The organism is Mesorhizobium sp. USDA 4132 (genome assembly GCF_056279545.1).
This window is the reverse complement of sequence record NZ_JBWCCP010000001.1, coordinates 1,073,149-1,086,188: the sequence shown is the minus strand read 5'-3', so window position 1 is coordinate 1,086,188 and position 13,040 is coordinate 1,073,149. Positions and strand designations below refer to the sequence as shown.

17 protein-coding genes are annotated in these 13,040 nt (G+C 61.3%); 1 reads left to right on the top strand and 16 read right to left on the bottom strand.

The window, feature by feature from the left end; translation table 11 throughout:
* The first annotated feature begins 2 nt into the window (after positions 1–2).
* A complete protein-coding gene (locus tag ACZ9IU_RS05520) occupies positions 3–902 on the top strand; it encodes a metal ABC transporter substrate-binding protein (RefSeq protein WP_038540662.1) in 900 nt (299 codons plus the stop codon).
* Between the two features lie 233 nt (positions 903–1,135).
* Here ACZ9IU_RS05520 and ACZ9IU_RS05515 read toward each other — a convergent pair whose 3' ends face one another.
* The 16 genes from ACZ9IU_RS05515 to coxB form a co-directional block, all read right to left on the bottom strand.
* Positions 1,136–1,444 (bottom strand): Dabb family protein, encoded by a 309-nt coding sequence (locus ACZ9IU_RS05515; protein WP_038540660.1) that lies wholly within the window; start codon positions 1,442–1,444, stop codon positions 1,136–1,138.
* Positions 1,445–1,507: 63 nt separating this feature from the next.
* Positions 1,508–2,317: an endonuclease/exonuclease/phosphatase family protein gene (locus ACZ9IU_RS05510; RefSeq protein ID WP_173426740.1), complete on the bottom strand. Its 810-nt coding sequence runs from the start codon at positions 2,315–2,317 to the stop codon at positions 1,508–1,510.
* A gap of 3 nt (positions 2,318–2,320) precedes the next feature.
* Entirely contained in the window at positions 2,321–3,049 is a 729-nt protein-coding gene (locus tag ACZ9IU_RS05505) for a class I SAM-dependent methyltransferase (RefSeq protein WP_038540657.1), read from the bottom strand.
* A 23-nt stretch (positions 3,050–3,072) separates the two neighbouring features.
* Positions 3,073–3,513, bottom strand: a complete 441-nt coding sequence (gene rnhA / locus ACZ9IU_RS05500; RefSeq protein ID WP_038540654.1) for a ribonuclease HI — start codon at positions 3,511–3,513, stop codon at positions 3,073–3,075.
* Positions 3,510–4,493 carry a homoserine kinase gene (locus tag ACZ9IU_RS05495; RefSeq protein WP_038540652.1) on the bottom strand — a complete coding sequence of 328 codons (984 nt, stop codon included), beginning with the start codon at positions 4,491–4,493 and terminating at the stop codon, positions 3,510–3,512. Before ACZ9IU_RS05495 ends, rnhA begins: the two co-directional genes overlap by 4 nt.
* 189 nt (positions 4,494–4,682) lie before the next feature.
* On the bottom strand, positions 4,683–5,699 hold the full coding sequence (gene ispH / locus ACZ9IU_RS05490; protein ID WP_038540649.1) for a 4-hydroxy-3-methylbut-2-enyl diphosphate reductase: 1,017 nt from the start codon (positions 5,697–5,699) through the stop codon (positions 4,683–4,685).
* A 4-nt stretch (positions 5,700–5,703) separates the two neighbouring features.
* On the bottom strand, positions 5,704–6,069 hold the full coding sequence (locus ACZ9IU_RS05485; RefSeq protein ID WP_038540646.1) for a DUF1304 domain-containing protein: 366 nt from the start codon (positions 6,067–6,069) through the stop codon (positions 5,704–5,706).
* A 68-nt stretch (positions 6,070–6,137) separates the two neighbouring features.
* Positions 6,138–6,899: an SURF1 family protein gene (locus ACZ9IU_RS05480; RefSeq protein ID WP_038540644.1), complete on the bottom strand. Its 762-nt coding sequence runs from the start codon at positions 6,897–6,899 to the stop codon at positions 6,138–6,140.
* Positions 6,900–6,902: 3 nt separating this feature from the next.
* Entirely contained in the window at positions 6,903–7,196 is a 294-nt protein-coding gene (locus tag ACZ9IU_RS05475; protein ID WP_038540641.1) for an XRE family transcriptional regulator, read from the bottom strand.
* Entirely contained in the window at positions 7,193–7,543 is a 351-nt protein-coding gene (locus ACZ9IU_RS05470; protein WP_038540638.1) for a type II toxin-antitoxin system RelE/ParE family toxin, read from the bottom strand. The genes ACZ9IU_RS05475 and ACZ9IU_RS05470 overlap by 4 nt, the downstream gene beginning before the upstream one ends.
* Positions 7,544–7,630: 87 nt before the next feature.
* Positions 7,631–8,506: a cytochrome c oxidase subunit 3 gene (locus ACZ9IU_RS05465; protein ID WP_038540634.1), complete on the bottom strand. Its 876-nt coding sequence runs from the start codon at positions 8,504–8,506 to the stop codon at positions 7,631–7,633.
* A gap of 51 nt (positions 8,507–8,557) precedes the next feature.
* Positions 8,558–9,193, bottom strand: a complete 636-nt coding sequence (locus tag ACZ9IU_RS05460) for a cytochrome c oxidase assembly protein (protein WP_038548842.1) — start codon at positions 9,191–9,193, stop codon at positions 8,558–8,560.
* A 10-nt stretch (positions 9,194–9,203) separates the two neighbouring features.
* Positions 9,204–9,341, bottom strand: a complete 138-nt coding sequence (locus ACZ9IU_RS05455; RefSeq protein WP_038548839.1) for a cytochrome c oxidase system small membrane protein — start codon at positions 9,339–9,341, stop codon at positions 9,204–9,206.
* On the bottom strand, positions 9,341–10,297 hold the full coding sequence (locus ACZ9IU_RS05450) for a heme o synthase (protein ID WP_038540631.1): 957 nt from the start codon (positions 10,295–10,297) through the stop codon (positions 9,341–9,343). The genes ACZ9IU_RS05455 and ACZ9IU_RS05450 overlap by 1 nt, the downstream gene beginning before the upstream one ends.
* A gap of 67 nt (positions 10,298–10,364) precedes the next feature.
* A complete protein-coding gene (gene ctaD, locus ACZ9IU_RS05445) occupies positions 10,365–12,068 on the bottom strand; it encodes a cytochrome c oxidase subunit I (protein ID WP_038540628.1) in 1,704 nt (567 codons plus the stop codon).
* Between the two features lie 18 nt (positions 12,069–12,086).
* Positions 12,087–12,971 (bottom strand): cytochrome c oxidase subunit II, encoded by an 885-nt coding sequence (gene coxB, locus ACZ9IU_RS05440; RefSeq protein ID WP_046601497.1) that lies wholly within the window; start codon positions 12,969–12,971, stop codon positions 12,087–12,089.
* Between the last annotated feature and the right edge of the window lie 69 nt (positions 12,972–13,040).

Genomic DNA, 13,040 nt, shown 5'->3' with positions numbered 1-13,040 from the left:
CGATGATATCCCGCAGACTGCTTCTCTCCGCCGCCGTTCCCGCTCTCATGGCCTTTTCCGCGGTGCCTGCCTTCGCCGATACGCTGAAAGTCGTCGCCTCCTTCACGGTGCTCGGTGATGTCGTCTCCCAGGTGGGGGGCAAACACGTGAAGGTGACGAACCTCGTCGGCCCGAACGGCGATCCCCATGAATTCGAGCCGTCGCCGGCGGATGCCAAGAACCTCAAGGCGGCGCAGGTGGCCTTTGTCAGCGGCGAAGGCCTGGAAGGCTGGATGGACCGGCTGATCACCGCGTCGGGCTACAAGGGCAAGCCGGTCGTGGTCTCGCAAGGCGTCAATACACGCACCATGGACGAAGACGGCAAGACGGTCACCGATCCGCACGTCTGGAACAGCCCGGTCAACGTGAAGGTCTGGGTCGCCAATATCGAAAAGGCGCTGTCGGAGGCAGATCCGGCCGATGCCGGCGCCTTCAAGGCGAATGCCGAGGCCTATCTCCAGAAGCTCGACGCGATGAATGCCTACGCGCATTCCAAGTTCGACGCGGTACCGGCCGACCGCCGCAAAGTGCTGACCAGCCACGACGCCTTCGGTTATTTCGGCCGCGAATACAATGTGAGTTTTTTGGCGCCGCTCGGCCTCTCGACCGAAACGGAAGCCTCGGCCGCCGACGTCGCCAAGCTGATCGAGCAGATCAAGGCCGAGGGGGTAAAAACCTACTTCCTCGAAAACTCCAACGATCCGCGGCTGGTCAAGCAGATCGCCAAGGCGACGGCTGCCCAGCCGGGCGGCGAGCTTTATGTCGAATCGCTCTCGGATGCCAAGGGGCCGGCGCCGACCTATGAAAAGATGTTCCGCTACAATGTCGACCAGATCGCCGCGGCGATGGCGAAGTCGAGCTGACGCGCCTGGCTGAGCGGGCCGTTTGTCCAGCGGCATGTCCCCATCTCAACCCTCATCCCTGTGCTCGTCACAGGGATCCAGCAGCGCCGCGTCTGCGGCGCGGTTGATTCTCTCCAGCCCAAGGACTTGGGCTGACTGGATTCCTGTGACGAGCACAGGAATGAGGGGAGTACGGGACGGCGGCACCGTTCAACATCTAACGTTAGCAGGCAGAACGCCGCGAGCTATCTGTCTCAAACCGCCATATCGAAAACCAGAAGCCCCGACAGCCCGCCGTCCGCAGAGCCGATGATCCGGTCGCCGACAGCTATGTGGTCCGGATGGACGAGATAGGCGTCGCGGGCCTCCGGGTTCTCGAAAGTCACGATGAAACCGTCGAGAAAGCCGCCGTTCAGGCCTTCCGGCGAAACGTTCTGGCCGAATTTAACATCGAGGATGCCGGGCGTGACGTTCTTGAGCGCGGCAACAGCGTCATAGATCGACTGTTTTTCGGCCTGCTGGATGGCCGCCTTGAAGCGGATGAATACGCAATGCAGGATCATGAACCGGCCTCCCCGAGTTGTCTGCGGCAGAATAGTGGCTGATGCTTCGAGCGCAACAGCGGCTCAGACGATTTCCAGAAGAAGGGCACGATGGTCGGAAACTTCCGGCTCCGCGACCACGTCGAAATTCTCGACCTTCACATCCGGCGTCACCAGCAGATAGTCGGCATAACGGCCGTCCTTCGGATACCAGGAGGTGCGGGTGTCGGTGAAACCGCCGGCGGTGACGAGATCGGTGAGGCCGAGTTTTCCGAGAATGGCGAAGGTCTCGCTGCCGGGCAGCAGGTTGAAATCACCACAGACGACAAGCGGTTCACCCGGCTGCCGGACCTTCTCGATCAGTGCGACGAGGGCATGCGCCTGGGCCAATCGGGCCGGCGTATCGCCCTTGCCGGCAAGGTCTCGCAGCCCGTGCATCTGCACGATCGTCACCGCCGAGCCGGTATCGTAGCGGTGGATGCGGACGGCATGGGCGTTGCGGGGACGCGGATGTTCGCCGAAGCCGGAAAGCGGAAAGTCGCCGTGGATGAAACCCTGCACCTGGCCGATCACCGACAAGTCCTGTCCGACAAAGGTGGCCAGCCCCCATTCGGACATCACCTGGCGATCGCCATCGTAGAGCGGGCCACGCGCGGCAGGGGCAAAAAACGCGCGGTGCCCGGGCATGATCTCCGTCACGTCCTCCAGCAGGCTGGCACGCTGGGGCAACTCGAAATTGCCTTCGCGAAAGGTCAGCCAACCGCCGTCATATGACGCGACATGGGTGACTTCCTGGAGGCAGAGCACGTCCGGAGCCGCATCTCTCAGATACTGCATCAGCGGCGCATGCACGCGGCCGCCCCAGGCGTTGAGGGAGATCAGGCGCAGGGTCATCGCTCAGCGCTCCGCGGAGACCATGAGGATCATCGGGCGGTCCATCTCCTCGGCAAGTGCGGGATTGCCGGCAATCTGATCCGGCGAGGGATGCCATTCGATGACCCGGCGAATGGCAAAACCGCCATCGATCAGCGTATTAAGCGTCGTGCCGATGGTGCGGTGATACTTGACGACGCCCTTGGCGAGCCAGTCGGTCGCGCGCCGGCCCTCGACCGAATAACCATCCACCGGCCAGAATTTTTTGCCCGCCTCATCCGTCCGCCAGCCGGGATTCCTGGAGGCCATGTAGATCGGGTGCTCGATGGTGAAAACAAATTTTCCGCCCGGCACGAGGGCGGAATGAACCTCGGCCACCAGCCGACCGAAATCTTCCAGGTAATGGAAGGCGAGCGAGCTGTAGGCGAGATCGAAGGCTGCCGTGGGCAGTTCGACCCGCTCCAGATCGGCGATTTCATAAGTGATGGCAGAGTGGACGTTTTCCGTCCGAGCCTTGGCGATCATGTTTTCCGAGAGGTCGAGGCCGAGCACGGAGGCGGCGCCCTCCGCCGCCGCAAAACGCGAGAACCAGCCGAAACCGCAGCCGAGATCGACGACGCGCCGGCCGGTCATCTCGGGCAGCAGCGTCCTGATTACCGGCCATTCGGCGGCGCCGGCCAGCCCATGGACCGAGCGCGCGAGCTGGCTGTAGCCTTCGAAGAATTCCGGCGTGTCATAGACGTTCTGGGCCATCGATCCTCTCCCGGCTTGGGCGACTACTTCTTCTTGAACGGTGCCATACCGAGGCGGGCAAGCTCGTCGGCGCGCTCGTTTTCCGGATGGCCGGCATGGCCCTTCACCCAGTGCAGCGTCACCTTGTGCTTGTTGCGTGCTTCCTCGAGCTGCTGCCAGAGTTCGGCATTCTTCACCGGCTTCTTGTCGGCGGTCTTCCAGCCGTTCTTCTTCCAGCCGAAGATCCACTTCGATATGCCGTCCATCACATATTTGCTGTCGGTGTGAAGGTTGACCTCGCACGGGGTTTTCAGCGCGTTGAGGGCGGTGATGGCCGCCATCAGTTCCATGCGGTTGTTGGTCGTATCGGCTTCGCCGCCGAACAGTTCCTTTTGCGTCTCGCCGTGACGCAGGATGGCGCCCCAGCCGCCGGGGCCGGGATTGCCAGAGCAGGCGCCGTCGGTGAAAATCTCTACCTGCTTCATGATGCGGACTGTCTTTCCTCGGTCAGCCCGTATTCGCTGGCCGATGTGATTTGGCGGTGGAATCGCAGCTTGCGCAGATATTCGAGCGGATCCTTCTTGACCACCAGCGCGCCGGCCGGCGTCGTCAGCCAGTCGTAGAGCCTCGTCAGGAAGAACCGCAGCGCCGAACCGCGGGCGAGGATCGGCAGGGCCTCGATCTCGGCTTTATCAAGCGGACGGACACTCTGGTAACCTTCGAGCAGCGCCTGGCCCTTGGTGAGATTGTAGGCGCCGTCCTTTTCGAAACACCAGGCATTCAGGCAGATCGAGACGTCATAGGCGAGCAGGTCGTTGCAGGCGAAATAGAAGTCGATCAGGCCGGACAGTTCGTCGCCCAGGAAGAAGACATTGTCCTGGAAGAGATCCGCATGGATGACGCCAGCGGCCAAGTCCTTCGGCCAGTTCCGGTCCAGGTGATCGAGTTCCGAGGAGATTTCATCCTGCAGGCCGGTTTCGACCTCGTCGGCGCGCGCGGCGGACTTTTCCCAAAGCGTCTTCCAGCCCTCGACGGAAAGCGAGTTCGGGCGTATCAGCTCGAAATCCTGGCCAGAGAGGTGCATCCGGGCAAGCGCCTTTCCGACCTCGCGGCAATGTTTCGCCTCCGGCTTCCTCAGCCACATGCCTTCGAGGAAGGAGATCAGCGCCGCCGGCCGGCCGGACAGGGTGCCGTAGAGATTTCCGTCGTTGCGCGGCAGGGGCAGCGGGCAGGACAGGCCGCCGGCCGCCAGATGCTGCATCAGGCCGAGGAAAAACGGCAGATCACGCTCGTCCGTCCGCTTTTCGTAAAGCGTCAGGATCAGCGGGTCACGGGTGGTGTGCAGCAGGAAATTCGAATTCTCGACGCCCTCTGCAATCCCCTTGTAGGAGGTCAGTTCCCCGACATCGTATTCAGTCAGGAACTGCTTCAGGTCGTCTTCGGTGATATCGGTATAAACGGCCAAGGTGGTCTCACGGTGCGTGGGAAAACGGAGTATTCAGTTCAAGGGCACACCCCCCTCTGTCACTTCGTGACATCTCCCCCTCAAGGAGGGAGATCATTGGGAGGATGCCGCCCCGGCTCCTTGCCGATCTCCCCCCTTGAGGGGGAGATGCCCGGCAGGGCAGAGGGGGGTGCTCCAGGCCACACTCGCTCACGCTCGCGCTCCATTCACCCAGGCCATATCGTCGACCGTCAAAGGCACGTTGCGCAGCTCGCGGTTGACGAGGAAGTTTTCGGTTTCTTCCGCGGTGATCGCCAGTTCGATCTCGGCGTCGAAACGGTCCTTGAAGGCGGCGATAATCTCGTCGACGATGACTTCCGGGGCCGATGCGCCGGCGGAAAGGCCGAGTGTGCCGATGCGGCCGATCTCGTCCCAGTTCAACTCGGAGGCGCGCTGCACCAGGAGGGAGCGCTTGGCCCCAGCCCTCAACGCCACTTCGACCAGCCGCTTGGAATTCGACGAATTGGGAGCACCGACGACGATGAAGAGGTCGCAGCCGGGAGCTGCTTCCTTCACCGCTTCCTGGCGGTTGGTGGTGGCGTAGCAGATGCTGTCGGCGGAAGGCGCAGTGAGGTTCGGGAAACGTTCCTGCAGCTTGGCGATGACGCCTGCGGTGTCGTCCACCGAGAGCGTCGTCTGGGTAACATAGCCAAGATTGTCGGGATCCTCGGGAATGTAGGCTTCCGCATCGGCGATCGTATCAATCAGCGACACCGTGCCCGGCGGCAGCTGGCCCATCGTGCCGATCACTTCCGGATGACCGGCATGGCCGATCAGCACTACGTGGCGACCGAGGCGCTGGTGGCGCATCGCCTGCTTGTGAACTTTCGAAACCAATGGGCAGGTGGCATCGAGATAAAAGAGATTGCGGGCCTCAGCATCTTCCGGCACCGACTTGGGCACGCCATGGGCGGAGAAGACGACCGGCTGCTTGCGGTGTTCGGCCGGGATCTCGTCCAGTTCCTCGACGAAGATGGCGCCCTTGGCTTCCAACCCCTCGACCACATAACGGTTGTGGACGATCTCGTGGCGGACATAGACCGGGGCGCCATACTCCTTCAGCGCCAGCACGACGATCTGGATCGCCCGGTCGACGCCGGCGCAGAAACCGCGCGGGCCGCAGAGGCGGATCTTGAGCGGGCTTTTTTCTAGAATGGATGATGCCATCAAATCAGGACGCCAGGACTGTCAACACGAGAGCGAGAATGGCCGGACCGCCCTGGATGAGCAGGATGCGCGGCTTGACCGACCACGCGCCATATATAGCGGCAATGATGACGCACACAAGAAAGAAGAGCTTCAGTTGGAAGGCGAAGACGGGATCGGCCTGCAGCAGCGACCAGAACAGGCCGGCCGCCAGGAAGCCGTTGTAGAGCCCCTGATTGGCGGCGAGAACCTTCGTCGTCGCGGCCTGTTCCGGCGACATGCGGAACACTTTCCGGCCGGTCGGGCCGGCCCAGAGGAACATTTCGAGGACGAGAAACCCGACATGCAGAAGCGCGGTCAGCGCTACAAAAATATTCGCCAGAAGTGTCATAACGTCGCCCCGATTCCCTTGACCCTTCGACAAGGCTATCGCAATTGCGGATTTCAGACCATGCGGGCTCAGGCGCGCTTGCGGCGAAAAACCATGCCGATAACGACTGCGACCAGGGCGGCTGCCAGACCGTACCAGGTGACGGCATATTGCAGGTGGCTGTTCGGCAAGTCGAACTGAGTGACGCCGCCCTTCGGCCAGCCGCCCGGATTGATGACCGAAGCATCGGCATCCACGAAGAACTGCACCACCTTGGAAGCGTCGATGCCGGTGGTCGACGCCATCGCATCGAGGTCCTTCCAGTAGAAGATGTTCTTCGCCAGATCGTTGTCGGGCACGATCGAGGACGGCTTTTCGCCGAGCCGCACGCGGGCGTAACCGGTGACGGTCTGCTGGCCGGCAACCTCTCCGGCGGCGCGGGTCTTCGGGTCCTTCATCTCGTAGGGCACGAAACCGCGGTTGACGAACAGGACGCGGCCATCGGCAAGCGTCATCGGCGTATAGACGTAGAACCCGGTCTGGCCGTTGAAGGTCGCGAAGAAGTGCCGTTCCTTCGGGTGATCGAACGTGCCGGTGACCGAGACGCGGCGATATTCGATATCGCCGCCGGATTTTTGCACTGCTTCGATGTCGGCGAGCTGGACGGGTGCGGCCGCCCGCCGCTCGGCGATATCGGCAAGCAGCCCTTCCTTCCAATGCAGCCGCTCCACCTGCCAGGTGCCGAGCGACAAGAGGATGACCAGCGCCACCAGCACCGCGACCACAGTCGCAATCATCCGGCCGCGGGCGCGGGCGGGCGTGTCAGGCCTAGTCTTCGTCTGAATGTTCATGGATCAAACCAGTTCGATGCGAAGCGTTCTTCCGACAGCCGCGGCGGCGCGGCGAAGCGTGAGCAACGTGACGGACGGATAATGCGGATCGAGCAGCCGATCGAGTTGCTGGCGGCTGGAATGCATGCGTTCCGCCATGGCCTTCTTCGTCAGCCCCTTCTCAGCCATCGCCGCCCGAACCTGATCGGCGATCACCTGTTTCAGGGCAACCGCCTCGGTTTCCTCCAAGAGACCGTCGGCGTCCAGGAAGTCATCGAAGCTTTCGGTTCTGTCGACATAACCTTTCGCGTCGTTCATGCTTCTATCTCTCTTTTTCGTTTCAAGGCCAGATCGATGTCCTGCGCCGGCGTCTTTTGCGTTTTCTTTTCGAACCCGTGCAGCAGGATCATTTCTTCCTCCTGAATGAAGAAGATCACTCTTGCGATGCGGCCCGAAGACAGGTTGCTTCGAACTTCCCACAGAGCATGACCGAGCGACCGGCAATAGGGCATTCCGAGCGGCCATCCGAATTCGACACGCTGGATATCGATACCGATCTGCCGCCGGTCTTCGCGGGAAAGCTCCATCAGCCAATCGCGGACGGGCTTACGGCCGCTTCCGGTCGCATAAAACCGCCCGACAATCTTCTTCAGCACCCCAACCATCCAACATCAATGTAACAAATTTGGGACATTCCGCAAAAGAAAAAGGGCGGCTTATCGCCGCCCTCCCCGAAATTCATATCGACCCGATCAATGGGCCAGCGGGGCGCCCCAGCCACCCCAGACGTAGATGGCGAAGAACAGGAAGAGCCAGACCACGTCGACGAAATGCCAGTACCAGGCGGCGGCCTCAAAGCCGAAATGCTTGGTAGGCGTAAAGCCTCCGGCAACCGCGCGCAGCAGGCAGACCAGCAGGAAGATCGTGCCGATCAGCACGTGGAACCCGTGGAAGCCAGTCGCCATGAAGAAAGTCGCACCGTAGATCGAGTTCGAGAACGCGAACGGAGCGTGCATGTACTCGTAAGCCTGGACGCTGGAGAACAGGATGCCGAGCGCAACGGTGAGCGCCAGGCCGGTGACCAGGCCCTTACGGTCACCGTGCAGCAGCGCATGGTGAGCCCAGGTGACGCAGGTGCCCGACAAAAGCAGGATGACGGTGTTGTAGATCGGCAGGTGCCAAGGATCGAGGACCTCGACACCCTTTGGCGGCCACTGACCGCCGAGGAACTCGACACGGGTCGCCTGGATCGCCTCGTTGGCATAGAGGCTCGCATCGAAAAAGGCCCAGAACCAGGCGACGAAGAACATCACTTCGGAAGCGATGAACATGATCATGCCGTAGCGCAGGTGCAGCGAAACGACGCGAGTATGGGCACCTGCGTCGCCTTCCTTGATCGTGTCCGACCACCAGCCGATCATCGTGTAGAGGATGATCGCAAGACCGATGAAGAAGAGCCATGGCGTGGCAAGGTTCAGGCCGAAGATATGGAACTGGCCGCCATGCAGATAACGCATGTAACCGACGCCACCAAAGGTGATGATGAAGGCGCCGATCGAAGCCAGGATCGGCCACGGGCTCGGATCGATGATGTGGTAGTCGTGATTTTTCTGATGCGCGTCGGCCATGTCAGAATCCCCGGATGAATGCCTGCTTCGCCGGAAAACCGGCGAACCCTCTTAAAGTTTCCCCACGCCTGTGTTCTGGGTGCCCGTCTTCTGGGCACCCGCCTTCTGGCCTTCCGGCAGAGCGGCGACCGGTTTGCTCGGCTCGCTCGGATAGAAGGTGTAGGACAGAGTGATCGTCTTGATGTTCTTGGTCTCTTGGGCCGTGGCGAACTCCGGGTCAACGAAGAACACCACCGGCATCTGGACCGACTGGCCGGGCTGCAGCGTCTGCTCCGTGAAGCAGAAGCACTCGACCTTGTTGAAATAGGCGCCGGCTTCCATCGGCGTGACGTTGAAGACGGCGCTGCCCGTCGTCGGCTTCGACGATCGATTGGTGGCGCTATATTCGATCTGCACGGTCTCGCCGATCTTCGGGCTGACTGCCTTGGCGGGCTTGAACTCCCAGTTCAGGCCCGGCGAAATGTTGGCGTCGAACGTCACCTGGATCGACTTGTTCAAGATCTTGTCGGAATACTGCTCGACGCGCTGGGTGGTGCCGTTATAGCCGGTGACCTGGCAGAACAGCCGGTAGAGCGGCACGGACGCATAGGCGGCGCCGACCATGCCTGCCACGAAAACAGCGCAGCCGGCGAAGATCGCGGCGTTGCTCACCCGTTTTGCCTGACCGTTCTGAATTCCGTCCGCCATCGGTTCCACCCTAGTTCCCGACCCCGCCGATTTTCACCAGCGTCATGATGTAGAAGAGGACCACAAGCCCGGCCAAAACCAGGCCGAGCGCGATATTGCGGTTGCGGCGCGACTTCTTCTGGACTTCGCTGAGCTTGACTGTCTCGATCACAGCAAACCTCCCAGGAGGTGCGGCACCCCCGCCAGCAGCCGGTCGGCCAGCAGGCCCGAGAAGATCGCAAAGAGATAGATGATCGAATAGGCGAACATCTTCTTCGCCGGCATCATCTTTTCGTCGCCGTCTGGCATGCGCCGGACGGCGATGGAACAGATGACGAAGATCGCGCCAAGCACGGCGGCGAAGATGCCGTAACCGAGGCCGGCAAGACCGGTGAAGGTGGGAGCGACCGCAATGACAGCGGTCAGCACAGCATAGACGATCATCTGGTTCTTGGTGGAGGCTTCGCCTGCAACATTCGGCATCATTGGCACGCCGACCGAGCCGTAGTCGCGCATCTTGAAGAGCGCGAGCGCCCAGAAATGCGCCGGCGTCCACAGGAAGATGATCAGGAACAGAAGAATGCTGTCGAGCGACACGCCGCCCGTCACGCAGGCCCAGCCGATCATCGGCGGGAAAGCGCCGGAAGCGCCGCCGATGACGATGTTTTGCGGCGTCGAACGTTTCAGCCACATCGTGTAGACGACGGCGTAAAAGAAGATCGTGAAGGCGAGCAGGCCTGCGGCAAACCAGTTGACCGCGAGGCCAAGGATGACCACCGAAAAGACCGAAAGAGTCAGGCCGAAAGCGAGCGCTTCCTCGGGCAGGATGCGACCGGCCGGGATCGGGCGCTTGGCGGTGCGGGTCATGACCGCGTCGATATCGGCGTCATACCACATGTTGAGCGCCCCGGAGGCGCCGGCGCCGACCGCGATGCAGAGAATGGAAATCACGCCGAGGACCGGATTGATCTGACCGGGCGCGAGAATGAGGCCGGCGAATGCGGTGAAGACCACGAGCGACATCACCCGGGGCTTCAGGAGCTCGAAGAAATCGCGCGCGCTCGCTTCCGAGAGGCGCGAGCCTCCATCGGTGCCGAGAGCGTCGTGATTGTCCATAACCGTCATTGAACCGTCCTGTTTGGTATTTCAAGGCATCGCGCTGCCGCGATGCCTTTCTTCAAAGATGAACCGCTTACTTGACGCGCGGCAGCTGTTCCCACTGGTGGTACGGCGGCGGCGAAGAAAGCTGCCATTCCAGCGTCGTCGCGCCTTCGCCCCACGGATTGTCGCCGGCAACGCGCTTCTTTGCGAAGGCTTCCCAGACGCCGAAGAGGAAGATCAGCACGCCGACGAAGGAGATGTAGGAGCCGACGGAGGAAACGTAGTTCCAACCGGCAAATGCATCCGGATAGTCGATGTAGCGGCGCGGCATGCCGGCGAGGCCGAGGAAATGCTGCGGGAAGAACACCAGGTTCACACCGATGAACATGACCCAGAAGTGCAGCTTGCCGATGAACTCGTTGTACATGTAGCCGAACATCTTCGGGAACCAGTAATACCAGGCCGCGAAGATGGCGAAGACCGCGCCGAGCGACAGAACGTAGTGGAAGTGGGCCACGACGTAATAGGTATCATGCAGCGACCGGTCGAGGCCGGCGTTGGCGAGCTGGACGCCCGTGACGCCGCCGACGGTGAACAGGAAGATGAAGCCGATTGCCCAGATCATCGGGGTGGAGAAGGTCAAGGAGCCGCCCCACATCGTCGCGATCCAGGAGAAAATCTTGATGCCGGTCGGGACGGCAATGACCATCGTCGCGAAGACGAAGTAACGCTGCGTGTCGAGCGACATGCCGACCGTGTACATGTGGTGGGCCCAGACGATGAAGCCGACGGCGCCGATCGCGACCATGGCGTAGGCCATGCCGAGGTAACCGAAGACGGGCTTCTTCGAGAAGGTCGAAACGATATGGCTGATGATGCCGAAGCCGGGCAGGATCAGGATGTAGACTTCCGGGTGACCGAAGAACCAGAACAGGTGCTGGAACAGGATCGGGTCGCCGCCGCCTTCCGGAGAGAAGAAGGTGGTGCCGAAGTTGCGGTCGGTCAGAAGCATGGTGATGGCGCCCGCCAGGACCGGCAGCGAAAGCAGCAGCAGGAAGGCGGTAACCAGAACCGACCAGGCGAAGAGCGGCATCTTGTGCAGCGTCATGCCCGGAGCGCGCATGTTGAGGATCGTGGTGATGAAGTTGATCGCACCGAGGATCGAGGACGCGCCGGCGACATGCAGCGCGAAGATCGCCAGGTCGACTGCCGGTCCCGGATTGCCTGCAGTCGAGAGCGGCGGATACATGGTCCAGCCGCCACCGACGCCATAGGCGCCTGCCGGGCCTTCGACGAACATCGACAGCAGCAGCAGCAGGAAGGCCGGAACGATCAGCCAGAAGGAGATGTTGTTCAGGCGCGGGAAAGCCATGTCCGGCGCGCCGATCATGATCGGCACCATCCAGTTGGCGAAACCGCCGATCATCGCCGGCATGACCATGAAGAAGATCATGATCAGTGCGTGAGCGGTGGTGAACATGTTGAACATCTGCTTGCCGCCATCGATCGCGGCGTCGCCTTCGTAGCCGTAGACTATCGCGGCCAGGCCGTGGAAGATCTGGATGCCAGGCTCCTGCAACTCCATGCGCATGGCAACAGAAAGAAGGCCGCCAATGATGCCCGCGATGATCGCGAAGATCAGGTAGAGCGTGCCGATGTCCTTGTGGTTGGTCGAAAACAGCCAGCGGGCGGCAAAGCCCGGCTTATGCGAATGATCATGATGATCGTCGTGAGCATGCGCATCGTGAGAGGTGCGAGCCTGAGCGTGATCGTCGTGAGCGGAATGTCCAGCCATTGTCCTCACTCCTCTTGATTACTTGGATTCGTTTGCGGCGACGGCGAAGTTGCCGGCCGGCTTGTCGACGGCTGCCATCAGGCCCTTGTAGGCGCCCGGCAGGTCGGTCGCAGCAGCAGCGAGCCAAGCCTTGTACTTGTCTTCAGACACGACGCGGATGGCGATCGGCATGAAGGCATGGTCCTTGCCGCAAAGCTCGGAGCACTGGCCATAATAGAGGCCTTCGTTCTCGGCCTTGAACCAGGTTTCGTTGAGGCGACCCGGAACGGCGTCGATCTTGATGCCGAAAGCCGGCATGGCGAAGGCATGGATAACGTCGGACGGAGCGGCCGTCACCAGCATGCGCACGGTCTTGTTGACCGGGATGATCAGTTCGTTATCGACGGCCAGCAGCTTCGGATAGACGGCGAGATCGGTCTTGCCGGCGCTCGCGCGATCGGGATCCTTCAGCAGGTACGAATCGAAGGCGACCGGGGTCTGCATGCCTTCATATTCATAGTTCCACTGCCACTGGGTGGCAGTGGCCTTGACGGTCATGTCCGAGTCCGGAATTTCGAGCTGGGCATTCAACAGGTTGAAGGAGGGAATGGCGAGGAAGAAGAGAATGAGAACGGGGCCAAGCGTCCAGATGATCTCGATCGCCGTATTGTGGCTGACGCGCGACGGCACCGGATTGGCGCTCGCACGGAACTTCACCGCGACGACGACCAGCAGCGCCAGGACCAGCAGCGTCACCGGCACGATGAACCACAGGGTATAATGGTTGAACCAGCGGATCTGGTGCATGATCGGCGTTGCAGCCGCCTGGAAATCAATCTGCCACGGATGCGGCTGGTCCGCAAAACCTGCGGAAGCAAAGAGCAGACAGATGAGCGCCGTCATCACTGCAAAAGCCCTGTTCATCACTACATATCTCCCCATGCGTCTGATCTCGATCAAACCGAACGCAGAATCCAAGCTATATGGTCTGCT